General features: G+C 38.3%; 18 protein-coding genes and 2 riboswitches. Of the genes, 14 read left to right on the plus strand and 4 right to left on the minus strand.

Features of this window, described 5'->3' with window-relative positions; all coding sequences use genetic code 11:
• Window positions 1-51: 51 nt before the first annotated feature.
• From AEQSU_RS09040 to AEQSU_RS09055, 4 genes are all read left to right on the plus strand, one after another.
• Window positions 52-294: a hypothetical protein gene (locus tag AEQSU_RS09040; protein WP_014782558.1), complete on the plus strand. Its 243-nt coding sequence runs from the start codon at window positions 52-54 to the stop codon at window positions 292-294.
• Between the two features lie 7 nt (window positions 295-301).
• On the plus strand, window positions 302-2,272 hold the full coding sequence (locus AEQSU_RS09045; protein WP_014782559.1) for a tetratricopeptide repeat-containing sensor histidine kinase: 1,971 nt from the start codon (window positions 302-304) through the stop codon (window positions 2,270-2,272).
• A 91-nt stretch (window positions 2,273-2,363) separates the two neighbouring features.
• Window positions 2,364-3,011, plus strand: a complete 648-nt coding sequence (locus AEQSU_RS09050; protein WP_014782560.1) for a response regulator — start codon at window positions 2,364-2,366, stop codon at window positions 3,009-3,011.
• A 223-nt stretch (window positions 3,012-3,234) separates the two neighbouring features.
• Window positions 3,235-4,785: a M20/M25/M40 family metallo-hydrolase gene (locus tag AEQSU_RS09055; RefSeq protein ID WP_014782561.1), complete on the plus strand. Its 1,551-nt coding sequence runs from the start codon at window positions 3,235-3,237 to the stop codon at window positions 4,783-4,785.
• Window positions 4,786-4,913: 128 nt separating this feature from the next.
• Here the strand turns inward: AEQSU_RS09055 and metK are convergent, their stop codons facing one another.
• The 4 genes from metK to AEQSU_RS09075 all read right to left on the minus strand — a co-directional run bounded on the left by metK (window position 4,914) and on the right by AEQSU_RS09075 (window position 11,748).
• Window positions 4,914-6,167 (minus strand): methionine adenosyltransferase, encoded by a 1,254-nt coding sequence (metK, locus tag AEQSU_RS09060; RefSeq protein WP_014782562.1) that lies wholly within the window; start codon window positions 6,165-6,167, stop codon window positions 4,914-4,916.
• Window positions 6,168-6,535: 368 nt separating this feature from the next.
• Entirely contained in the window at window positions 6,536-6,895 is a 360-nt protein-coding gene (locus AEQSU_RS09065) for a response regulator (protein ID WP_014782563.1), read from the minus strand.
• Window positions 6,896-6,937: 42 nt separating this feature from the next.
• Window positions 6,938-7,297, minus strand: coding sequence for a response regulator (locus tag AEQSU_RS09070; protein ID WP_014782564.1), 360 nt, complete (start codon window positions 7,295-7,297; stop codon window positions 6,938-6,940).
• The gene (locus AEQSU_RS09075; protein WP_014782565.1) at window positions 7,294-11,748 is read right to left on the minus strand and encodes a chemotaxis protein CheB; all 4,455 of its coding nucleotides are present in this window, start codon (window positions 11,746-11,748) and stop codon (window positions 7,294-7,296) included. Before AEQSU_RS09075 ends, AEQSU_RS09070 begins: the two co-directional genes overlap by 4 nt.
• A 239-nt stretch (window positions 11,749-11,987) precedes the next feature.
• A riboswitch (SAM riboswitch) is annotated at window positions 11,988-12,107 on the plus strand.
• 113 nt (window positions 12,108-12,220) lie between these two features.
• On the opposite strand from AEQSU_RS09075, the gene AEQSU_RS09080 reads away from it, so the two are divergent.
• The 10 genes from AEQSU_RS09080 (at window position 12,221) to AEQSU_RS09125 (ending at window position 24,230) form a co-directional block, all read left to right on the plus strand.
• Window positions 12,221-13,516, plus strand: coding sequence for an O-acetylhomoserine aminocarboxypropyltransferase/cysteine synthase family protein (locus AEQSU_RS09080; RefSeq protein WP_014782566.1), 1,296 nt, complete (start codon window positions 12,221-12,223; stop codon window positions 13,514-13,516).
• A gap of 33 nt (window positions 13,517-13,549) precedes the next feature.
• Entirely contained in the window at window positions 13,550-14,560 is a 1,011-nt protein-coding gene (locus AEQSU_RS17030) for an alpha/beta fold hydrolase (RefSeq protein ID WP_014782567.1), read from the plus strand.
• Complete coding sequence (locus AEQSU_RS17035) at window positions 14,538-15,680, plus strand: homoserine dehydrogenase family protein (protein ID WP_014782568.1); 1,143 nt, start codon at window positions 14,538-14,540, stop codon at window positions 15,678-15,680. Before AEQSU_RS17030 ends, AEQSU_RS17035 begins: the two co-directional genes overlap by 23 nt.
• Window positions 15,681-15,818: 138 nt before the next feature.
• Window positions 15,819-16,247 (plus strand): OsmC family protein, encoded by a 429-nt coding sequence (locus AEQSU_RS09095; RefSeq protein WP_014782569.1) that lies wholly within the window; start codon window positions 15,819-15,821, stop codon window positions 16,245-16,247.
• A 148-nt stretch (window positions 16,248-16,395) separates the two neighbouring features.
• Window positions 16,396-16,506, plus strand: a riboswitch (SAM riboswitch).
• Window positions 16,507-16,673: 167 nt separating this feature from the next.
• Window positions 16,674-17,687, plus strand: a complete 1,014-nt coding sequence (locus AEQSU_RS09100) for a homocysteine S-methyltransferase family protein (protein WP_014782570.1) — start codon at window positions 16,674-16,676, stop codon at window positions 17,685-17,687.
• Window positions 17,684-18,625 (plus strand): pyridoxal-phosphate dependent enzyme, encoded by a 942-nt coding sequence (locus tag AEQSU_RS09105; RefSeq protein WP_014782571.1) that lies wholly within the window; start codon window positions 17,684-17,686, stop codon window positions 18,623-18,625. The genes AEQSU_RS09100 and AEQSU_RS09105 overlap by 4 nt, the downstream gene beginning before the upstream one ends.
• A gap of 80 nt (window positions 18,626-18,705) precedes the next feature.
• Window positions 18,706-21,402 carry a methionine synthase gene (gene metH, locus AEQSU_RS09110; protein ID WP_014782572.1) on the plus strand — a complete coding sequence of 899 codons (2,697 nt, stop codon included), beginning with the start codon at window positions 18,706-18,708 and terminating at the stop codon, window positions 21,400-21,402.
• Window positions 21,403-22,359, plus strand: coding sequence for a methylenetetrahydrofolate reductase [NAD(P)H] (metF, locus tag AEQSU_RS09115; protein ID WP_014782573.1), 957 nt, complete (start codon window positions 21,403-21,405; stop codon window positions 22,357-22,359).
• Window positions 22,360-22,379: 20 nt separating this feature from the next.
• Complete coding sequence (locus AEQSU_RS09120) at window positions 22,380-23,474, plus strand: acyloxyacyl hydrolase (protein WP_042491853.1); 1,095 nt, start codon at window positions 22,380-22,382, stop codon at window positions 23,472-23,474.
• 3 nt (window positions 23,475-23,477) lie between these two features.
• Window positions 23,478-24,230, plus strand: coding sequence for a head GIN domain-containing protein (locus tag AEQSU_RS09125; protein ID WP_014782575.1), 753 nt, complete (start codon window positions 23,478-23,480; stop codon window positions 24,228-24,230).
• Window positions 24,231-24,247 lie beyond the last annotated feature (17 nt).

Below are 24,247 nucleotides of genomic sequence, written 5' to 3' on the forward strand. Positions count from 1 at the left end.
CTATTAAAGTATAATTACCTTAATTTTAGGCTTTTAATAGAACTTCAAAATATGTTTGCCCAAATTGCTATAACCCTTGTGCTGCTACTTTCAATTGTAGGAATAGCTTCGTGGTTTTATAATCAAAGGAATGCAATGAAGCGCATCCATAACCAAGTCATTACGAACTTGGAAATTACCATTTATACAAATCACAGTCAAATACGTTATAGAAACTCTAATCTAAACCGTTATGATTTTCAACAATACAATCTTAATGAAACTTTGATAGCGCAGCATGAAATCGTAATTTAAAAAGGATATGACAGCGATTAGAATTTTATTAATTTCCTATTTTGGCCTCTTTCTAAGTATTGAAATGGTTTCTCAAAACCCAGTTCAAATTATTGATAGTCTTAAAATTCAACTTCCCAAAGCTGCTTCTGCAAACGATAGATCGAAAATACTTGCTGATTTAACATGGTATTACAGCATGGTTAATACAGATTCGGCATATGTTTATGGAAACGAATCTATACGCAGTGCTAAAAAAATTGGAGATTCAACGCTTATCGCACAAGCGCTAAGCGATTTTGCAGTAGTTAATTACAGTAAAGGAGATATAAAAACAGCTCTTAATTATTACAATAAATCATTAGTAATAAGAAAGAAACAGAAGGATTCTTCTGGAATTGCCTCACTTCATTATAAAATGGGCACCGCTTATCATAAAAAGACCCAGCTTGACAGTGCGATGATTTATTATTTAAAAGCGTTGAAGTTTTATGAAGATACTGGTAATGAAGTTCTAGCAAATTCTGCAGAAAGTAATATCGGAGCTTTGCATTTCAATCAAAAAAATTATAATGAAGCACTTCGTTATTTTAATAAGAACATAAAGTTTTTCAGAAAGACAGAGCAGACTAAACTTTTGGGAAATGCCTTAGTTAATAAGGCAAGCATTCAATTAGTTATGAAAGACACTTTGGAAGCTGTTAAAACTTTGAAGGAAAGCATTCAAATCTCAGAAGCCATCAATAATGTTGAAACTCTCGGTGCCTCATACAATAATCTTGGGGAAGTTTATATGGCGCAGAATAAAATTGAGCAAGCCAAAGAAGCTATATCGAAATCACTTCAATACCGCGCTAATTCCAGTATGGATGCAGATTTAACGAGCTCTAAACTTACTTTAGCTGGAATTCATAATACATTGGGAGAATATGAAAAAGCTCGAAGATTATTAGATGAAATTAGACCTTTTTACAAGAAAGAGAAAATAAAAGAAAAGCTTTCCACGCTTTATCTTCAATATGTTATTGTTTTTGCCAGTGAAAAAAGACCTGATAGTGCGAGATATTATACTGCAAAATATGCAGAATTACAGGAAGAAATTGTTGGAGAAAATGCTTTGAAAATTACCAATGAACTTGAGGCAAAATACCAAACCGAAAAAAAGGAAAACCAAATTCTTCAACAACGCGCCCAATTAGCAGAAAAAGACCTAGAAGTCCGCCGTAAAAACACCTTTATTTTTGGAAGTTTGGGATTGGCTATAGTTCTTGGATTGTTAGGTTATTTGCTATTCAGCCAGCAAAAATTAAAAAACCGTCAACTTCAAAAAGAAGGCGAGCTAAAATCTGCTTTGGCGAAAATTGAGACTCAAAATGAACTACAAGAACAACGCTTGCGAATCTCTCGCGATCTTCACGATAACATTGGAGCACAGCTAACTTTCATTATTTCCAGTATCGATAATTTGAAGTTTGGGTTTACGGACATAAGTGAAAAATTAGGTAATAAATTAAGCAATATAAGTGCTTTTACCTCGCAAACCATCTATGAGTTGCGAGACACTATTTGGGCAATGAACAAAGAAAACATCACTTTTGAAGACCTTCAAGCGCGCATTGCAAACTTTATTGAACACGCCAAAGATGCTTCAGAAAAAACAGATTTTTCTTTTAATATTGAAGAAAATATTAACCAGACACATCTATTTACTTCTGTAGAAGGAATGAACATTTACCGAATTATACAAGAAGCAGTTAATAACGCCTTAAAATATGCTTCCGCAGAAGAAATTGAAGTCAATATTTCGAAAGAAAAGATACAATATCATATTAGAATTACTGACAATGGCGCAGGTTTTGATCCAAATTCCATCGAAATGGGGAACGGTCTCAACAACATGAAAAAACGTGCTCGCGAGATTGATGGAAACATCCAGTTCATTTCAAAAATAAATAGGGGAACTAGAGTAATTCTAAATTTTCCAGCAAAAGCAACCTAATCCCTAAAAACAATTATACGTCAATTGCCCTATTTAGTGAACAATTCATAAAATGTATTTTTAGTATCTTTAACTAATCAACCAAATTGAAATGCTAAAAATCGCAATTGTAGACGACAACAGCTTCCTAATTCACGCTGTTAAGGAAAAACTTTCCTTTTTTGAAGACGTTTCCGTGAAACATACTTCACTAAATGGCAGCGAATTGCTCACAAAACTCGAAGAAAACCACAACCTCGATTTAATATTGATGGACATAGAAATGCCCGTTCTCAACGGCATTGAAACCACTCAAATCGTAAAGCAGAAATATCCACATATCAAAATAATTATGCTCACTGCTTTTGATAACGACGAACATATCTTCAACGCCATAAAAGCAGGAGCAGATGGTTATTTGCTGAAAGAAATCAATCCAAAAGATTTATACGAAGGAATCATAGAAACATTAAACGGCGGCGCAGCAATGAATCCTTCCATAGCGATGAAAACATTGAAATTGCTCAGGAATCCAATAGACATCCAAAACCCGCGAGATCAAGAAGAGATTTCACTTTCCACCCGCGAAGTTGAGGTTTTGGAACAATTGAGCAAAGGTTTAAGTTATACCGTAATTGCCGAGCATCTCTTTCTTTCGCCAAGTACAGTTCGTAAACACATTGAAAATATCTATAAAAAACTGCAAGTACACAGTAAGATTGAAGCAGTGCAAAAAGCTAGAAATCATAATATAATCTAAAGCACTAAAAATTTAAACTCCAAATTCCAAAAGACCACATCACCCTCGAAGATCTGGGAAGACAGCGAATCACTTACTACTTTGTGCACTCCGTGAATCCCGATAGCTATCGAGACTGCGATCTTTGTGGTTAAAAATTTCAACCGTCAGTTTCATAAATATATCGTAGTTTTAGATTTCATTTCTGAAAAAAATCCTCGGAAGACTAATCTATTCTATTACTATGAAAAAACTATATTCCCTTACATTATCATTTCTTTTATTCTCAACAATCACAGTGTTTTCACAAGAAAAAAACCCTGTAATTGAAAACATCCAAAAGGAAGCCTATAACAACTCACAACTCGAAGTTCTAGGCCACGAACTGCTGGACGACATAGGCCCACGATTAGTCGGAACGCCACAAATGCAACAAGCCCACGATTGGGCCGTTGAAAAATATAAAACTTGGGGCATTTCCGCCGAAAACCAACAATGGGGCGAATGGAAAGGCTGGGAGCGAGGCATTACACATATTGATATGGTTTCTCCCCGAATTCAAACGTTAGACGGAACGCAACTGGCTTGGAATCCTAGCACTTCTTCAAAAGGAGTAACTGCGGAAGTTATGGTTCTTCCCGAAATAAAAGATTCTATTTCTTTTAAAAAATGGTTGCCAAATGTGAAAGGAAAATTCGTGATGATTGCTATGAAACAATCCACCGGAAGACCAGACGATAACTGGAAAGAGTGGGCCACACCTGAATCTTTAGAAAAGATGAAGAATGAAAGAGAAGAAACTACGAAAGCTTGGAATGAAAACGTAAAACGAAGCGGCTATGACCGAAGAAGTATTATTCCCGCTTTGGAAGAAGCTGGCGCAGCTGGAATTGTAGATTCTTATTGGTCCAAAGGATTTGGTGTAAACAAAATTTTCGGTGCAAGAACTAAAAAAATTCCTTCCGTAGATATGGAATTGGAAGACTACACTATGCTTTACAGAATGGTGGAACACGGTGACAAACCGAAAATTCACGTAGTTGCGGAATCGAGAGATTTGGGAGTTGTTCCAACTTTCAACACAATTGCCGAAATAAAAGGAACTGAAAAACCCGAGGAATATGTAATTCTATCAGCGCATTTTGATTCTTGGGACGGCGGAACAGGCGCAACCGACAATGGAACGGGAACTTTGGTAATGATGGAAGCGCTGCGAATTCTGAAAAAAGTATATCCCAACCCAAAACGAACTATTTTGGTTGGCCATTGGGGAAGTGAAGAGCAAGGTTTGAACGGTTCGTCTTCTTTCGTTGCGGACCATCCCGAAATTGTTAGTAATATTCAAGCAGTTTTTAATCAAGACAATGGAACTGGAAGGGTAACAAAAATTAACGGTGCAGGTTTTTTACAATCGTATGATTATATTTCGCGTTGGTTAAAAGCTGTACCCGATACCATAAGTAAGCATATTGAAACTACTTTTCCGGGAGAACCTGCGCGCGGAGGTTCAGACAATGCTTCTTTCGTGGCTGCCGGCGCTCCGGCTTTTAGTTTAAGTTCGTTGAGCTGGGATTATTGGAATTACACTTGGCACACCAACCGCGATACGTATGACAAAATTGTTTTTGACGATGTGCAAAGCAACGTAATTCTAACCGCGATTTTGGCTTATATGGCTTCGGAAGATGATGCCAAAACCTCTCGTGAGCAAGTTATTTTGCCAATGAATGAAAAAACGGGAGAGCCACAAACATGGCCAACGCCAAGAGTTCCTGAGAGGAAAGGGGGAATATAAATATTCTTAAAATTCCAAAATAACAAATCCCAAATCCCAATTGTATTTTTGGAATTTGGGATTTTGAGATTTATTTGGAATTTGGGATTTTGAGATTTATTTGGAATTTGGTGCTTGTATTTTGGAATTTAAATTCCAAATGCATCCTTCACTTTATCAACATAATCCAACTTCTCCCAAGTAAAAAGCTCAACTTCTTTTTCTATTCTTCCGTTGTAAGGGCTTTCAAAAACTTTTGAAACCATTTCAGGAACACGACCCATATGGCCATAAGCAGCGGTTTCAGAATAGATAGGGTTTCTCAATTTCAATCTTTTTTCAATAGCCGCTGGGCGCATATTGAAAATTTCTGAAACTTTTTTGGCAATCTCTCCATCGGAAATTTTCACGTTTGAAGAATTGTAAGTATTTACAAAAATGGAAGTCGGTTCTACAACACCAATTGCATAGCTAACCTGAATCAAAACTTCATCCGCAACGCCGGCAGCCACAAGATTTTTAGCAATATGCCGCGCAGCATACGCTGCACTTCTATCTACTTTACTCGGGTCTTTTCCGCTGAATGCTCCACCACCGTGAGCGCCTTTTCCGCCGTAAGTGTCAACGATAATTTTTCTTCCTGTAAGTCCGGTGTCACCGTGGGGTCCGCCAATTACGAATTTCCCGGTTGGATTTATATGATAAGTAATATCATCGTTAAATAATTCCTGAACGTATTCTGGCAATTGTTTTTTCACTCGCGGAATCAAAATTTCAACAATATCTTTTTTGATTTTTTTCAGCATCGGCTCGTCTGCATCAAATTCGTCGTGTTGGGTTGAAACCACAATCGCAACTATTTTCTGCGGAACATTATCATCGCTGTATTCAATGGTTACTTGGCTTTTTGAATCGGGACGCAAATATTTTATTTCAGAATCTTCACGTCGAAGCGCAGCCAATTCAATCAAAATTTTATGCGAAATATCCAACGCCAAAGGCATATAGTTTTCGGTTTCCTTTGTGGCGTAACCAAACATCATTCCTTGGTCGCCAGCGCCTTGTTCTTCTTTATTTTCACGATCCACACCTTGATTAATATCTTGGGATTGTTCGTGAATTAAGGAAATTACACCACAGGAATCACCGCTGAATTTATAAGCTCCTTTCGTATAACCAATTTTGTTGATCACTTCCCGGGCAATATGCTGTACATCGAGGTAAGTGTTGCTTTTCACCTCGCCCGCCAAAACAACTTGTCCTGTAGTAACAAGTGTTTCACAAGCAACTTTACTTTCGGGATCAAAAGCTAAAAAATTATCTAAAAGCGCATCGCTAATTTGATCCGCAACTTTATCTGGGTGTCCTTCAGAAACACTTTCCGAAGTAAATAAATAGGCCATAAAATGTTTTTTAAATTTTAAAAAATTGAAAACGACGCAGGATAAAAAGACGTAAGACGTAAGACTAAAATTATTTCTTAATATGGATTAAATATATAATAGTCTTATGTCCTATGTCTAAAAGTCTTATGTCATTATTACAGAAGATTTGACGAAAGTGCCGAAGGGTAGTTTTCACTGCCTTTAGCATTTTTTAATGAGGTAGCAATCAGTCAAATCTGTCCTCTTAATTTGTCTTGGGCAAAAGTAAAAAAATTAAATGAATAGCAATTTTATTTGAAGTTTTTTGGAGAAATAATTAGTAGTGGTGCAATACCAACAAGTATGCATCTATGTTATTATTAAAAACCTTATAATCGAATTACCTCCTATTTAGGTAAAAGCTGTTCAATCTTTGCTATCAAATCGGCCATATCAAAGGGTTTGGAGATAAAATCTGAAGCTCCTGCCTTCATGCAGTTTTCTCGTGCGTTGCTAAGTGCAGACATCATTAGTACAGGGGTTTTGGAGGTAGCGGCTGTTTTTCTGATTTTGGCACAAACGTCCGTGCCGTCCACCCCGTAGATAAGTTTGTCCAGCAACACAAGTTTTATGTCATGTTTAATGATATCTTCATTAGTGTTAAGGGGTTTTCTTGACAGCATAACGTTGTAGCCGCTAAACCCAAGCATTTCCTCGATCATAATTCCTAAATTGTGATCATCCTCTACTATTAGTATCTTGTTCATCTTGGTTAAGATTGGTTACTATTCTTATTTGATATTTTAAATTTATTTGCCCAAAACCTTTTCAATATTTTCAAACAACGTATTCATTTCAAATGGCTTTGATATAAATGCAGATGCACCAGCGCGCAAACATTCCATTTTGATCTCAGGGTGTGCAGACATCATAATTACCGGGACGTGCGCCGTGTTCTTGTTTGTTGTTAAGGTAGTGCAAAGCGCTATGCCATCCAGCCCCGCCAGGAACTTGTCCAAAATTATCAATTCTATTTTTTGTTGAAGGATGGTGTGGTAAGCTTCGCCAGCATTCGCGGTTACCCATACCTCAAAGCCTCTAAAATTAAACATATATTTCAACATTTCACCTATTATGCGGTCATCATCTACAATTAGTATTCGTTTCATTCCTTATTTTTATGATTATTTTCGGCAATAATGGGAAGGGTAAAAATAAATTCGGATCCTTTTCCTTTTTTGCTCTTTACGTCAACGTATCCATTGTGACGCTCTATAATTTCTTTGGCCAAAAAGAGGCCGATTCCAAAACCGGAAAAATTTGTTTCGTCTTTTCCGCTGACACGATAGAACTTTTTAAATAGGTGCTCATGGTCCTTTTTGTCGATCCCGATTCCTTTATCCTTTATGCTTACCGCACCATTTTCTTCATCTACTTTGTAAATACGAACGAGAATGTTTTTATCAATTGGAGAATATTTGATGGCATTGGTAATGAAGTTGATCAAGACTTGATTAATCCTGTCCTTGTCGCCATTCACACTGAATGTATCATCATGGGTTATCTTAATTTTGTATTCGTCGTTGGTATATTTGATGTCATTAACACAGTTTTCCACGAATTCGTTTATGCTGAAAGTTTTCTGTTGCAATTCCAGTTTGCTCTCCTCCATACGTGAAAGATCCAGCATTTCTGAAATGAGACGGGTAAGCCGAGATACTTGGCTGTCTATCCGCTCCAAGCTCGGGATCAATGGAACGGTGCCTATGTTATCCTGCGCCACACTTTTCAGCATGCTCAACAACAATTGGGTATATCCTTTAATTGAGGTAATGGGTGTCTTGAGCTCGTGGCTTACCATTTTAAGGAAATCTTCCTTACGTTTTTCCTCATCCTTTAATTTCTGTATTTCGGTACTGGCACCTACCCACATAATGATTTTTCCGGTTTCATCTTTAACGGGATTGGCGCGGCTAATATGCCATTTAAAATCCCCATTTCTGTCAAGAAGTCTAAATTCCATCTCAAAATCATTCCCGGTTTTCACTGCATTCATCCAGTTGTGTTCGACTGTGGGTAACTCCTCTGGGTGCATCAATCTCCCCCAACCCTCTTTTTTTATTTTTTTCATGGTCAATCCAGAAAAATCGGTCCAGACGTTGTTGAAATAAAATAGTTCCCCATCCACGGTTGCATTGATTATCATATCTGGCACCAAGTCGGTCATTTGATGGAACCGAGCTTCGCTTAGTTTTAGTTTTTTATGCAGTTCGGCTTGGATAGTAACTTCGGTCGAGATAACGGCAACACCCTCAATTTTTCCATCCAAATCCCGTTGGGCTTGGTAAACAAAATCGAAATAAGGCATTTCCATCTTACCGTTGCGAATAAGGTTCATGGGCATTTCGTGGGCATGATAGGCTTTGCCAGTTTTTAGAACGTCCAGCAAATGCTTATCAAAACCCTGCCCTTCCAGTTCCGGTATAGCATCCATTAAGGGCTTGCCGATGGCACTTTTATCTTTGCCCCACGCTTCCAAAATGGCATCGTTGGCCGTGGATATCACTAAATCTTCTCCTACAAAAATAGCGATAAGGGAAGGCGAAGAATGTATCATTTCATTATACCTGTGCGCACTTTCCTCTACCATTTTTCGGGCAAGTACTTGCTCGGTTACTTCATTTACTATTACCATGATCCCGGTAATAATATTGTCTTGATCGCGCATGGGTTGGCACACAAAATTATAAAATCCCGGTTCGGCTTTCTTTTCCCTGCCCATCTTCACTTCCATTTCGTTACCGTAGTAAGGTTCCCCGCTTTTTAGTGAGTTGTAAAGAAGTTTTTTGAGACCGTGTTCTTTAAGTTCGGGCAAGGCTTCAAAAATGGGCTTACCCACAAAGTTTTTCCCTTTTTCAACCAACTGCAAGAAAAGATCGTTGGCCAGTTCTACTTTATAATTTTTACCTTTTAAAAACATGATGGCCACGGGGGCCTGCATTACCAAGTTTTTAAATTTCTCTAAAAGTTCTTGTTTTCTTTTCCAATGAAGCTTTTGTACCGTAATATCCTTAATTGCCAAGAGGATCAAATTCTTAGATCGGTCCTCGCGTTTAATCTCCGTGGCATTTAAACACATGCTGCGTTCCCCAATGTGTTCAAAAGTATGGACTACCTCAAAATCTTCAAAGCTATTTTTTTTGGGCAGAATGGTTTCAAGCTGCCTCCGTAATTCAGGGATGTTCCATTGGTTGTTGCCCAGTTCATAGATCAACTTGCCTTCTGTTTCCTTCTCTTTAGTATGGAAGGTTTTATAATAAGAATTGTTAGCGGCGCTTACTTTGAGGTTCTTGTCTAAAACCAACAAGGGTTCATGGATGGTTTCCACAATGCTTTCGGCATAATTGCGCTCTTCGGTTACCAGCTCGTTTAAGTTGATGAGCTCGTGGTTTATTACTGTTATTTCTTCATTAGTGCTTTGCAGTTCCTCCTTACTGGTTTCCAGTTCCTCGTTCAGGCTTTGCAGTTCCTCGCCTCCGCTCAGCAGTTCTTCATTTGCACTTTGCAATTCTTCATTGGCGGCCTCTTGATCCTCGGTGATGCTGCGCATATCTTCAAGGGTCTGCTCAAGCTCATTTTCCAATTGCCTGATGCGCAGGTCCTTTTCATCTTTTTCGGAATCTTTTTTATTTAGGGTAAGATCTTCCTGGGCTGCTAACTGCCGGTGAAATAGTACCAAATAATGCGGTTCAACCACATTTGGAAGCGGCACGGCTTCCAAACAGATTAGCTGCCGGATGTCATTTTCAACAAAAGGGACATTTTCCTTTGTAACCGAAGTGCCCTCTGTCTTTACTTTATGGATGATGTTTCGCAGTTCAATCGCCAAACTCCCTTTAGCCATTTTGAACAGGTTATGGCTGGGCTTGCCACTTTGCTGCCCTAAATAGCTGTTGGTATTACCATTAAAAAGGATAATGTCCATGGCCTCATTCACCACAACACTGGCGGGGGTAAAACGGCTTAACAATAGTTCGTCCGCTATTTTTTTAAAATCGGTGCGCTTTTTTTCGGTTTCTGGCTCAGATTCTTCATTGGTATGCAACCTTTTTTCGCTATATCTCGTGGAGGACTTTATAACGGAAGTCGCCGAGTTTTTCCGCATAAATAGCTTGTCTTTCTTGTTTACTGGGCTAAATTGTTCAGACATACTGCTGTTAGTTTCCGATTTTCCGAGCAACAGATATCCATTTTCATTTAAGGAGTAATGAAACGTGGCAAGCGCTTTTTTCTGCAAGTATGGCTGAAAATAGATGAGTACGTTTCTGCAGCTTATAATGTCCATATTGCCAAAAGGGGGATCGCTCAGGAAATTATGTAACGCAAATACGCACATTTCCCTGATTTCTTTGTTAAGCTGGTAGCCTGTTTTGGTTTTGGTAAAGAATTCCTTCAGCCGCTTAGGGCTTACATTTTCCACTTCACTGGTTGTGTAGAGCCCTTTTCTTGCCTTTGCTATGGCGGGTTCGCTGATGTCTGTGGCAAATAACTGTATTTTAATACCTGCCTTAGCTGATTTGTCGCCATTTAATGTCGGGTTCGCATTTAAGTATTCCTTCAAGCAAATAAGAAGGGAGTAAGCTTCTTGGCCAGTACTGCATCCTGCGGACCAAAGGCGTAAGGATTCATTGCCTTCTTTGTTCTGTAGCATTGGTATCAAGCGTTCACATAGGGTATCAAAAATATCCACATCCCTGAAAAATGATGTTACGGGAATCAGTAAATCTTGGTACAATACATCCTGCTCGTTCTTGTTTTCCCTTAAATAAGCAAGATAGTTTGCTGGCTTTTTGTTTTTATTGATGGCCATCCTGCGCAGTATCCTTCGGCGGATGGTGGTCTGTTTGTAATAGGTAAAGTCGGTACCTTTGCGTATGCGCAACAATGAAAGGATTTTCCGGAAAACCTCTTCTTCCTGATGCGAAATGTCTTCTTTCTCAAAGCCATTTCTATCCATAGATCTTATCAAATCCAAAATTTTGGCTGGTATTTCCTCGGGCTTGAGTATAAAATCAACCACGCCAGCATCTACAGCGCTCTGGGGCATCCCGTCCCACTCGGCAGATTGTTGGTCTTGTGCAAAGGTAATCCCGCCATTATCTTTAATGGCCATTAACCCCGCGGTACCGTCAGACCCTGTGCCGGAAAGCACAACGCCCAATGAATGATTTTGGTGCACTTCTGCCAGCGATCTGAAAAAGAGATCAATGGGCAGGTTTCGCACGCTCTTATTGGGGGTAGGCCGCGGGCTAAGTTCCAGAACCCCATCATTGGCCAGCAGCATTTTGTTGCTGGGGATAATGTATATGTGATCGGGTTCTACTTTAATATCGTCTGCGATTTCCAGCACCGGGATTTTTGTAACCTTTTGCAACAGCTCTGCCAACAGACTTTCGTGGTTGGGATCCAAATGTTGCACGATCACGTAGGCCATGCCCGAATCTTCAGGGATTGCTTCCACTAATTTTTTAAATGCGGCCAAGCCACCGGCTGAGGCGCCTATGCCCACTACTGGAAATTTGTTGGCAGATTTTATGAGTTTTTCTATTGGTTTGCCCAAGGATGTTGTTTTTGATGGTTCAATTGCTTATGCTAATTCTCTTGTAGGAGGTGAGCCTATTGACTTTGAAAGATAATAATTTATAATTTTATTTTTCCTAATGTTTTGGTAATTGTTACTTGGGTGCAAATGGCCCCGTTTGATATGGGATGGCCAATAATTTATTTTTCTGAAAAAATTTGGTTTTTAAATTTTTCTGACGCTATATTTGCACTCACAAAGTTCAAACCTTTATTGAAATGTTATCAAGAAAGGCCGAGGGATTAGACCCTATGACGCCTTAGCAACCCTTTCACCAGAAAGAAGGTGCTACATTCTACAACAATTTTGAAATTTTCAAAATTGACGATAGATAACGACAAGTCAATTTTTTATTCCTAAAAAATTGCTTTCATTCTTTTTAACATTTTTCTATTGTTCCGAATAATTCGGGCTTGACTTAATCTATTTATTAACTCAAAAAACTAGAAAAATGAGTACACAAAACAAATTTGCAACAAACCTGTTGCACGCAGGACACGATGTAACCGCTAACGGAGGAACCAGAGCGGTGCCAATTTACCAAACGTCAAGTTACGTTTTTAAAAACAGCGACCACGCTGCAAACTTGTTCAATCTTTCTGAGCCAGGATTTATTTATTCGCGCCTAAACAATCCAACGTGCGATATTTTGGAGAAACGTTTGGCGGCTTTGGAAGGTGGTATTGGTGCAGTTACTACAGCTTCTGTCGCATCCGCTATTTCAACCACATTTTTAACATTGCTTCGTGCTGGCGATCACATTGTAGCTTCCAGCAGTTTGTATGGCGGCACGTTCAATTTGTTGAACGTTACTTTACCGCGTTTGGGAATTACAACCACGTTTGTGGATGCTACGGAGCCTGAAAATTTTGGAAAAGCAGTTAAAGAAAATACCCGTGCAATTTTTATTGAATCTCTTGGAAACCCAAAGTTGGATGTTTTAGATATTGAAGCGATTTCAAATGAAGCCAAAGCAAATAAAATTCCGCTTATTGTAGATAATACGGTTGCTTCGCCAGCTTTATTGAACCCCATTGCGCACGGTGCAAACATTGTAATCCATTCGCTTACCAAATATATTAACGGAAACGGGACAACCCTTGGCGGCGCAATTATCGATGCAGGCACTTTTGATTGGACCAACGGGAAATTTCCCGAATTCACAGAACCTTCCGCCGGATATCACGGTTTGGTTTATTCCGAAGTTTTAAAGGAAGCAGCTTTTATAGCGAAAGTACGTCTTGAAGGACTTCGCGATTTCGGCGCTGCGTTGAGTCCGTTTAGTGCTTTTCAAATTATTCAAGGTTTGGAAACTTTGGAAATTCGAATTAAAAAACACAGCGAAAACGCTCTGAAGTTTGCAAAATGGCTTCAAAGTCGCAAAGAAGTGGCTTGGGTGAATTATCCCGGTTTAGAGGAAAATCCTTATTTCAACCTCGCACAAAAATACCTTCCCAAAGGGCAAAGTGGTTTAGTTACTTTCGGCGTAAAAGGTGGTTTTGAAACCGCTAAAAGAGTAGTTGATAATGTGAAATTATTTTCACTTTTGGCAAATATCGGCGATACAAAATCCTTGATAATTCATCCAGCAAGTACAACGCACCAACAATTAAGTTTGGCAGATCAAACTGCATCTGGCGTGAGTCAAGATCTGATAAGACTTTCCATTGGTCTGGAAAATATTGAAGATTTAACGGCAGATCTCGAACAAGCTTTCGAAAGTGTTTTTAAAGAAGAATTGGTTTAATGTTTTAATCTCACGTCTAATATCTCACACTTAATGTCTCAAATCTCAAGTCTAACCATAAAAGAATACACCACCAAAAGTGGATTTCACTTTAAAAACCTTCCATTAACCTATCAGGTTTTTGGACAGAAATTGGGCACGGCGCCAATTGTTTTGGTAACGCATGCACTAACTGGAAACAGCAATGTTTGCGGCGAAATTGGCTGGTGGAAAACGTTAATCGGTTCTGAAAAATGTATAAATGTTGAAGAATATACTATTCTTTCGTTCAATATTCCTGGTAATGGCTATGATAATTTTTTAATTGAAAATTACGAAGACATCACCATTTACGACGTCGCAAATTGGTTTTTGATTGGACTTGAAAAACTTAAAATACCGTCGATTTTTGCGGCGATCGGCGGTTCTTTAGGTGGAAGTATTCTTTGGCAAATGGCAGTTTTAAAACCCGATTTATTTCAGAATTTAATTCCGATAGCGACTGATTGGAAAGCCACAGATTGGATAATTGCACACTGTAGGATTCAAAAGCAGATTTTAAAGAATTCTGAAAATCCTGTTCACGACGCTCGAGTTCATGCGATGACTTTTTATAGAACGCCGCAATCTTTTAAGCAGAAATTCAATAAGACTTTAAGCGAAACTGAGAATATTTATAATGTTGAAAGTTGGCTACTTTATCACGGGGAAGCTTTGAAAAAACGTTTTCAGCTAAGCGCCTATAAATTGATGAATCATTTATTGATGACGAGAAATTTCGAAACAGAAGATGTGTTTTTAAATTTGGCCTCAAAAATTAAGGGAAACATTTATTTAATAGGAATAGACAGCGACGGATTTTATTTAAATGAAGAGATAAAAGAGACTTATTCAATGTTAAAACCAATAAAAAACAACGTGCATTTTGCCGAAATAAACTCCATTCACGGGCACGATGCATTTTTAATAGAATACGAACAATTGGCGGGAATTCTGAACCCAATTTTTAATTCAGAAAAACATATTACAAAAACAAAAAATTATGAGCACACAAGTATTAGATAATCCGGTTTTAGACCGAATTGACCTAAATAATATAAAGAAGAAGAAGATAAACATCGCCATTTTTGGACACGGAAATGTGGGCAGCCATTTGGTGGATCAAATCATCTCCTCGAAGGAGGAGATCTCAAGAAGACGCGATTTAGATCTAAATATTTTCGCTGTTGCCAATTCAAAAACAATATTGCTTCAACAGAAGGGATTGAACAAAAACTGGCTAGAAGAAAAGACAGAATCCGGAGAATCATATAATGTAGAAGATGTAATTTTCTTCGCAAAAACCAACAACCTGCAAAACCTGATTTTGGTAGACAATACAGCCGATGCTGGCTTTGTTCAAAATTATTCAGCTTTTGTTGAAAATGGCTTTCATTTGGTTTCTTCCAATAAAATAGCCAATACGTTGGATTTGAATTTTTATAAGGAACTTCGAAAAAAACTGACTTCAAAAAAACGTCATTATTTATATGAAACGAATGTAGGCGCCGGACTTCCGTTGATTGATACAATCAAACTTTTGCATCTTTCGGGAGAAAATATTACACGAATTCGCGGCGTATTTTCAGGGTCGTTAAGTTATATTTTCAACACTTTTTCGGAAGAAGATAGAACGTTCAGTTCGGTTTTGAAATCGGCGATAGATAAAGGTTTTACTGAGCCAGACCCTCGCGAAGACCTTTGTGGTAATGACGTTGGACGGAAATTACTTATCTTAGCTCGCGAATTGGATTTGCACAATGAATTTGAAGATATTTCCATCCAAAACCTTATTCCAAAAGATTTGCGAAGCGTTTCTAAAAAAGAATTTTTGGCACGATTAAAAGAATTGGACGTTCCGTTTCAAATTAAGAAGAAGAATCAAACGAAGGATACAGTTTTTCGCTATGTTGCAGATTTGAACGGCGATTTGTCAAAAGAAACAGGCGCACTTTTGGATGTAAACTTGGTTTCAGTTCCCAAAAATAGTATGTTGGGAGCACTAAAAGGAAGCGATTCCATTTTTGAAATATACACAGAAAGCTACGGCAATAATCCAATTGTTATTCAAGGCGCAGGCGCAGGCGCGGCAGTTACAGCTCGCGGCGTTTTTGGAGATATTTTACGAATAAGCGATAAAGATTAAAAAAGACATAAGATATAAGACCGCTTCGCTAAAAGACGTAAGACTTATGACAAAAAAGATCCTGTAAAATTTAGTCCTACGTCCTAGGTCTTTTTGTCTTAAGTCATTTCTATTATAACGATAAACACAATATAAGCTATGAAAGTTACCCTAAACAGAATAAACGACAAATTTCTTTTTGAAGCGAAAGGCGGTTCTGGCGTGCCAGTTTTCATCGACAACAAAACCGACGAACCTTCAAAAGGAGCAAGCCCAATGGAACTTTTACTGATGGGCGTTGGCGGTTGTAGCGCAATTGATGTGATTTTAATTTTACAAAAACAACGACAGGAAATCACTTCCTACAAAATGGAAGTGGAAGGCCAGCGAAAAGAAGTGCGTGACGCCAAACCATTTGAAGGAATTCATGTCACGCTACATTTGGAAGGTAAAATTGACGAAGCCAAAGCAATCCGCGCAGCTGCTTTAAGCTTTGAAAAATATTGTTCGGTTTCAATAACAATGGAGGCTTCGGTGAAAATTACTTATACCATCGTGTTGAATGGAAGGTCGTTAGAAATAACCTAAGTAGTAGGACTTAAGACTAAACTGGATTTTTCATAACTCAAAACTGTCCTACGTCTTATAGGTAAGCGGTCTTAAGTCTTTTTCATAAGTTAATTTTGCGTTCTAAAGTTTATACCGTTACTTTGCGTCAGTTCATATTCATAATGAAACGTTATCAAGAAAGGCCGAGGGACTAGACCCTTTGACGCCTTAGCAACCTCCCGAACTTCGGGGAAGGTGCTACATTCTATCCCGAAGTAAATTCGAGAATAGATAACAAAAAACAGGTTTTTCCTTCACCTTTTCTTGATATATTTTTTTATGGCGTGCCCCGAAAAGGGTCGGGCTCTCGGCACTCGCTTTTATTTTTATTTTTAAAAAAAATAAAGAGCTCAAACAAAGCCTCCATCCCTCACGCAAATCTGAACTTTAATCAAAAATCAGGAAATGAATAAAATACAACAAGCATTACAAAACAGAATCCTAATCCTAGACGGCGCAATGGGCACAATGCTCCAGCGCTATAAATTTTCGGAAGAGGATTTTCGTGGCGAACGGTTTAAGGATTTTCATAAATCGGTTCAAGGAAACAACGATTTAATTTCCATAACGCAGCCACAAGCAATTGCAGAAATACATTCAAAATATTTCGCTGCAGGAGCAGATATTGTGGAAACCAACACCTTTTCCAGCACTACAATTGCGATGGCCGATTACGATATGCAGGATTTGGTTTACGAATTGAATTACGAATCAGCAAAAATCGCAAAAAAAGTTGCGAATGAATTCACCGCAAAAGAACCCAGCAAACCACGATTTGTAGCAGGTGCAATTGGTCCGACAAATAAAACAGCAAGTATGAGCCCCGATGTAAACGATCCTGGTTTTCGAGCCATTTCTTTTGAACAATTGCGGGTTGCATACAGACAGCAAGCAGAAGCATTAATTGAGGGCGGCGTGGATCTCCTTTTGGTCGAAACCATTTTTGATACGTTAAATGCAAAAGCCGCACTTTTTGCAATTGATGAAATAAAAGAAGAGCGAAATTTCGACATTCCAATAATGATAAGCGGAACAATAACCGATGCTTCTGGGAGAACACTTTCTGGCCAAACTGCTGAAGCATTTTTAATTTCAATATCACACATTCCGCTTTTGAGCGTAGGTTTCAATTGTGCTTTGGGCGCCAAACAACTCACACCTCATTTGGAGGTAATTGCAAACCGCACTAATCTTGCCGTAAGCGCCTATCCAAATGCAGGCTTGCCAAACGCTTTTGGCGAATACGATGAAAGTCCTGCCCAAATGGCTTCGCAAATAAAAGAATATTTAGATAAAGAACTTGTAAATATAATTGGTGGTTGTTGCGGAACAACACCAGAACACATAAAAGCCATTGCCGAAATAGCTTCGCAATACAAACCGCGACCAGTTTTTCAATCCGAAAATAGTATCGTATGATTCCCACAAAACAAGAAGTTGAGGAAGCTTGTGAACGAATAAAACCATACGTTCACAATACGCCTGTGCTAAAATCTTCTTATTTGAATGAACTTTCTGGCGCTGAAATTTTCTTCAAATGCGAAATCTTTCAAAAGATGGGTGCTTTCAAAATGCGGGGAGCAACCAACGCTATTTTGCAACTTTCCGAAGCTCAGAAAAAAGCTGGAGTTGTAACGCATTCCTCAGGAAACTTTGCACAAGCACTTTCTTTAGCTGCCAAAAACTTGGGTGTAAAAGCATATATAGTAATGCCCGAAAATGCGCCGCAAGTGAAAAAAGATGCAGTTAAAGGCTACGGGGGAATTATCACTGAATCAGAATCCACAGCAATCGCTCGTGAACAAGAAGCTGAGCGAATTCAAAAAGAAACTGGGGCCACTTTTATTCATCCTTCAAACGATAAAAATGTGATTTTAGGAAACGCAACTTCCGCGGCAGAATTGTTACAATCACATCCTGATCTTGATTATGTTTTCACACCTGTTGGCGGCGGCGGATTGATTGCAGGAACTTCACTTTCAGTAAAATATTTCGGAACTAATTGTAAAACTATTGGAGGCGAACCATTTGAAGTTGATGACGCTTTCAGAAGTCTTCAATCTGGAAAAATTGAATTTAACGATACCACAAATACGAGTGCCGATGGACTTAAAACTTTTCTCGGCGATATCAATTTCCCAATCATAAAAGAATTGGTTTCAGAAATAATTAGAGTTGAAGAAACCGAAATTATTTCAGCAATGAAAATTATTTGGGAGCGAATGAAAATAATAATCGAGCCAAGCTGTGCCGTTCCATTTGCAGCATTACTGCGAGAAAAAGAGCGATTTAAAAACAAAAAGATTGGAATAATCCTTTCGGGAGGAAATGTAGATTTAAAGAATTTACCATTCTAGAAATCTCTGTGTCCTCTGTGCCTCTGTGGTGGACAATTAACTACAAAGGCACAGAGAACATAGAGAAAAATGAAGTTGAAATGAAAAACAAAAAATATTTAAAATTAAGCGGTCTTGAACCATTAATAATTACCCCAGAAAGCAATTTCATAAACGTGGGAGAGCGCACCAATGTAGCAGGCTCAAAGAAATTTCTTCGATTAATTAAAGACAGAAAATTTGAAGAAGCGCTTTCCGTTGCTCGAGAACAAGTTGAAAACGGCGCGCAAATCATTGACATAAATATGGACGATGGTTTGATTGATGGCAAAGAAGCAATGGTAAAGTTCCTAAATCTCGTTATTGCTGAGCCAGACATTTCTCGTGTTCCCATTATGATTGATAGCTCGAAGTGGGATATCATTGAAGCCGGATTGCAAGTTGTGCAGGGAAAATGTGTGGTAAATTCCATTAGTTTAAAAGAAGGCGAAGCAGAATTCATTCATCACGCAAAACTGATAAGACGCTACGGTGCCGCGGTAATCGTTATGGCTTTTGATGAAACTGGCCAAGCGGATAATTACGACCGAAGAATTGAAATTGCCAAACGTTCCTATGATATTTTGGTAAACCAAGTAAAATTCGCCCCTGAAGATATTATTTTCGATCTTAATATTTTTCCAGTAGCAACTGGAATGGACGAGCATCGAAAAAATGCAATCGATTTTATTGAAGCCACACGTTGGGTTCGGGAAAATCTGCTGCACGTTAGCGTTAGTGGTGGCGTGAGCAATGTGTCCTTCAGTTTTCGCGGGAACGATCCTGTTCGTGAAGCTATGCACTCCGTATTTTTGTATCACGCAATTCAAGCGGGAATGAATATGGGTATTGTAAATCCAGCAATGTTGGAAATATACGATGATATTCCGAAAGACCTTTTGGAGCGTGTTGAAGACGTAATGTTCGATCGTCGTGAAGATGCTACAGAACGTTTGTTAGATTTTGCAGAAACGGTTATTGGAAAATCAAAAGAAAGTAAAATTGATCTTTCCTGGCGTGAAGAACCTTTGCAAAACCGAATAACCAGAGCTTTAGTGAAGGGAATTGATGAATACATTCTTGAAGATATTGAAGAAGCGCGCCAAGTTGCCGATAAACCAATTGAAGTTATTGAAGGCAACTTAATGATTGGAATGAACGTAGTTGGTGACCTTTTTGGAAGTGGAAAAATGTTTTTACCGCAAGTAGTGAAATCGGCTCGAGTGATGAAAAAAGCGGTGGCGTATCTTTTACCATATATTGAAGAAGAAAAACTTAAAAATCCACAAGCGGGCGATTCCAAAAACGCTGGAAAAATACTTATGGCGACCGTAAAAGGTGATGTTCACGACATCGGGAAAAACATTGTTGGCGTTGTTTTAGCTTGTAATAATTATGAAATTATTGATTTGGGCGTAATGGTTCCGCCAGAAAAAGTTATTGCAACTGCAAAAGAGGAAAATGTAGATGCCATTGGTTTAAGCGGATTAATCACACCTTCATTAGACGAAATGGTTTTCTTGGCTAAGGAAATGCAGCGCCAAAACTTTAAAGTTCCATTGTTGATTGGTGGTGCCACCACAAGTAGAGCACACACAGCCGTAAAAATTGATCCGCAGTACGAATGTGCCGTGGTTCATATAAACGATGCTTCACGCGCGGTTACAGTTGTTGGTGATTTGTTGAAAAAGGAAACTTCGGAAGCTTACAAAGAAAACATAAAGCAGGAATACGATGATTTCCGAAAGAATTTCCTAAAACGTCAAAAAGTAAAAACGTATTTACCAATTTCCGAAGCACGAAAAAACAAGTTTCAAATTGATTGGAAAACTTCAGAAATAACGAAACCAAATCAATTGGGTGTTCAAGTGTTGAATGATTTCGACTTAAATCTATTGATTGATTTTCTAGACTGGACACCGTTTTTCAGAAGTTGGGAATTGCACGGAAAATACCCAAATATTCTGACGGATAAAATAGTGGGCGAGCAGGCTTCGGAACTTTTTGAAGATGCAAAAAAAATGCTCCATAAATTAATTTCAGAAAAACTACTAACTGCTCGTGCAATTTTTGGAATTTTTGAAGCGAATACTATTAATGATGACGATATTTTTTTGAAAGCCTCAAATCCCAAATCCCAAATCCCAAATCCCATTTTTAGAACTTTACGCCAGCAATCCCAAAAAGCAAAAGGAAAACCAAACATCGCTCTGGCAGATTTTATCGCGCCAAAGGAAACTGGAATTAAAGATTATGTGGGCTGTTTTTGCGTAAGCACAGGATTTGGCACTGCAGAATTGGCAGCCAAATATGTTGCAGAGTTAGACGATTACAACGCTATAATGGTAAAAGCATTGGCAGACCGTTTAGCAGAAGCTTTTGCGGAATATCTTCACAAAAAAGTACGCACCGAATTTTGGGGCTACGCTTCCGAAGAAACCCTTTCCAACGAAGATTTAATTTCAGAAAAATATAAAGGAATCCGTCCTGCGCCAGGCTATCCGGCGTGCCCAGATCATTTGGAAAAAAGAACCATTTGGGAGCTTTTACAAGTGAAAGAAAATATTGGAGTGGAACTTACCGAAAGTATGGCAATGTGGCCGGCAGCTTCAGTTTCGGGCTATTATTTTGCTAATCCCGAAGCGCGGTATTTTGGTCTCGGAAAAATTAAGGAAGACCAAATTGAAGATTTCGCCAAGCGAAAGAATATGAATTTAGACGAGGCCACGAATTGGCTAAAAACAAACCTTGCAGACTAGATGAAAGTAACAGAACACATAAAAAACGGAAACGGAAAAACCCAGTTTTCATTCGAAATTTTACCGCCTTTAAAAGGTGAAAACATACATTCCATTTTCAGCAATATTGATCCATTGATGGAGTTTAAACCACCATATATAAACGTGACTTATCACAGAGAGGAATATGTTTTTAAGGAATTAAAAGGTGGTTTGATTGAAAAGAAAGTGGTTCGCAAACGTCCGGGAACGGTTGGTATTTGTGCGGCAATTCAAAACCGCTATCACGTGGATGCTGTGCCTCATATTCTTTGCGGCGGTTTTTCAAAAGAAGAAACAGAGAATTTTTTGATAGACCTTCAATTTTTGGGGATTGATAATGTAATGGCTCTTCGTGGCGATGCGGTGAAAAGTGAAACCTATTTTACGCCAGAAAAAAACGGTCATAAATACGCCTGTCATCTAGTTTCGCAAATAAATGCTATGAACAAAGGTTTTTATCTTGATGATGAACTTCAAAATACATTTCCAACAGATTTCTGTGTTGGCGTTGCAGGTTATTCAGAAAAACATATGGAAGCACCTAGTAGTGAAAGCGATATTCATTTCCTTAAAAAGAAAATAAAAAATGGCGCAGAATATATTGTAACTCAAATGTTTTTTGACAATGAAAAATTCTTTCAGTTTGAAAAAAAATGTAGAGCAGAAGGCATTACGGTTCCCATTATCCCTGGCTTAAAACCCATTGCAGTTAAGTCACATTTAAATCTTATACCGCATCGTTTTAAAGTAGATTTACCCGATGCATTGGTCATGGAAGTGGTGAAAGCAAAGGACAATAAAGCCGTTCGGCAGATTGGAATTGACTGGTGTGTACAGCAAAGTCAAGAGCTTGTAAAAGCTGGCGTTCCATTTCTACATTATTATTCAATGGGAAAAAGTAGTAATATTAAGGAAATTGCTTCTCGGGTATTTTGAGATTGCTTTATTTTGCGACAATGTCCCGAATCGCGCTTTTAGTATTTTTTTTCACAGCTTCTTTTGTTTTTTCACAAGAAAAAAACAGTAAGAATTTCTTTGTAGATGCCAATTGTTTTTACGGGACTATTCTTCGGCATAATAAGGATATTTCACATTTGGTGAAAGCCCATCCTGATGGTTTCATTGTTGGCTTTAACAGAAAAACTTACGGAACCGAACGTTGGCATCAAGAGTATAATTACCCAGATTGGGGGTTTTCTTTCGTACATCAAAATGCCCATTACGAAGTTTTAGGAGATAATTACGGTCTTTACGGACATTTCAATTTTTATTTTTTAAAACGAAATCTTTTCTTCCGAATAGGGCAGGGAATTGCCTACAATACAAATCCATTTGATTTGGAAACCAATTTCAAAAACAACGCTTACGGCAGCCAATTTTTGAGTTCAACCTATTTAATGCTGAATTACAATAAGCAAAATCTTTTTAAAAACTTCGGAATTCAAGCAGGGATTGCTTTGGTGCATTATTCGAATGGGAATTTTAAAGCGCCAAATTCCAGTACGAATGCTTTCACAATAAATGTTGGCGTGCAATATTCCGTATCTAATGAAACTTCGGAATATATTTTCGATTCGCTTCCGAAGAAAATTTCCGAACCCATTAAATACAATTTTGTGCTTCGCGGTGGCTTGAATGAAAGTGATTATTTAAACCTCGGGCAGCATCCGTTTTTTGTGGTTTCAGCATTTGCAGATAAGCGGTTGAGCTATAAAAGTACACTTCAATTGGGAGCGGATTTTTTCTATTTACCATTTCTGAAAAAGGAAATAGAATATCTTTCAATTGCTTTTCCAAGCGCTGGAGTTGAAGGTGATGAAGATTTTAAACGTGTTGGTGTCTTTGCGGGTCACGAATTACGGATCAATGATTTAGCAGTCGTTACACAGGTTGGTTATTATGTTTATTATCCTTACGATTTTGAAGGAAGAACCTATTTTAGGGCAGGTTTGAAATATTATGCTACCGATAAACTTTTTGGCGTGATTACTTTAAAATCGCACGGTGCAAAAGTGGAAGGTGTGGAATTTGGCGTGGGAATTAGAATATAAATTATGAAGAAATTATTATTTATCGGATTGCTTTTTTTGATGTTTTCGTGCGATTCCGAGAATAGTTGGGATTGTATTCAAGCTGCTGGAAGTTCGGTTTCTAAAGAATATATTGTTTCAGATTTTTCAAAAATTAGAATCGAAGATGATGTTACGTTGTACCTAAAACAAGGGGAAACACAACAGGTAAAACTTGAAACGGGTGAAAACCTTTTGAGCGATATTTCCGTAACTATTGAAGGAAAAACGCTCGTGGTTAAAGATCACAACAATTGCAATTTGGTGCGCGATTACGGAATTACAAATGTTTTTGTAACAGCGCCAAATATTACTGAAATAAGAAACAGTTCGGCTTATGATGTTATTGGCGAAGGAATTTTGAACTTTCCAATACTTACGTTGGTGAGCAATACCACTTCGGATCCAGAAACAATTCGTAAAAGCGGCGATTTCTTTCTGAATTTGCGATGCGAAGAATTTAACGTAAGCGCGAATGGACAAAGCGTTTTTTACATAACAGGTACAGCTGAAAAAGCCAATTTGAGTTTTGCCGACGAAATGCCGCGCTTTGAAGGAAAAGATTTCGCAATAAATGATCTTACTGTATTTCAGCGAAGTGCCAATAAAATGATTGTAAACCCGCAACAAAGTATCGTTGGAAAAATTGTGGCAACTGGTGATATTGTCAGCTATAATCGGTCTCCGTTGGTAGATGTAAAAGAATTATTCACTGGCAGGTTATTATTTGAAGATTAGTTTATCTTTACCGGCGT

The organism is Aequorivita sublithincola DSM 14238, from assembly GCF_000265385.1.
GTDB lineage: Bacteria > Bacteroidota > Bacteroidia > Flavobacteriales > Flavobacteriaceae > Aequorivita > Aequorivita sublithincola.

Coding starts and splice junctions, on each gene's coding strand:
- AEQSU_RS09040 (WP_014782558.1), top strand. CDS start 52: ATGTTTGCCCAAATTGCTATAACCCTTGTGCTGCTACTTTCAATTGTA.
- AEQSU_RS09045 (WP_014782559.1), top strand. CDS start 302: ATGACAGCGATTAGAATTTTATTAATTTCCTATTTTGGCCTCTTTCTA.
- AEQSU_RS09050 (WP_014782560.1), top strand. CDS start 2,364: ATGCTAAAAATCGCAATTGTAGACGACAACAGCTTCCTAATTCACGCT.
- AEQSU_RS09055 (WP_014782561.1), top strand. CDS start 3,235: ATGAAAAAACTATATTCCCTTACATTATCATTTCTTTTATTCTCAACA.
- metK (WP_014782562.1), bottom strand. CDS start 6,167: ATGGCCTATTTATTTACTTCGGAAAGTGTTTCTGAAGGACACCCAGAT.
- AEQSU_RS09065 (WP_014782563.1), bottom strand. CDS start 6,895: ATGAACAAGATACTAATAGTAGAGGATGATCACAATTTAGGAATTATG.
- AEQSU_RS09070 (WP_014782564.1), bottom strand. CDS start 7,297: ATGAAACGAATACTAATTGTAGATGATGACCGCATAATAGGTGAAATG.
- AEQSU_RS09080 (WP_014782566.1), top strand. CDS start 12,221: ATGAGTACACAAAACAAATTTGCAACAAACCTGTTGCACGCAGGACAC.
- AEQSU_RS17030 (WP_014782567.1), top strand. CDS start 13,550: ATGTCTCAAATCTCAAGTCTAACCATAAAAGAATACACCACCAAAAGT.
- AEQSU_RS17035 (WP_014782568.1), top strand. CDS start 14,538: ATGAGCACACAAGTATTAGATAATCCGGTTTTAGACCGAATTGACCTA.
- AEQSU_RS09095 (WP_014782569.1), top strand. CDS start 15,819: ATGAAAGTTACCCTAAACAGAATAAACGACAAATTTCTTTTTGAAGCG.
- AEQSU_RS09100 (WP_014782570.1), top strand. CDS start 16,674: ATGAATAAAATACAACAAGCATTACAAAACAGAATCCTAATCCTAGAC.
- AEQSU_RS09105 (WP_014782571.1), top strand. CDS start 17,684: ATGATTCCCACAAAACAAGAAGTTGAGGAAGCTTGTGAACGAATAAAA.
- metH (WP_014782572.1), top strand. CDS start 18,706: ATGAAAAACAAAAAATATTTAAAATTAAGCGGTCTTGAACCATTAATA.
- metF (WP_014782573.1), top strand. CDS start 21,403: ATGAAAGTAACAGAACACATAAAAAACGGAAACGGAAAAACCCAGTTT.
- AEQSU_RS09120 (WP_042491853.1), top strand. CDS start 22,380: ATGTCCCGAATCGCGCTTTTAGTATTTTTTTTCACAGCTTCTTTTGTT.
- AEQSU_RS09125 (WP_014782575.1), top strand. CDS start 23,478: ATGAAGAAATTATTATTTATCGGATTGCTTTTTTTGATGTTTTCGTGC.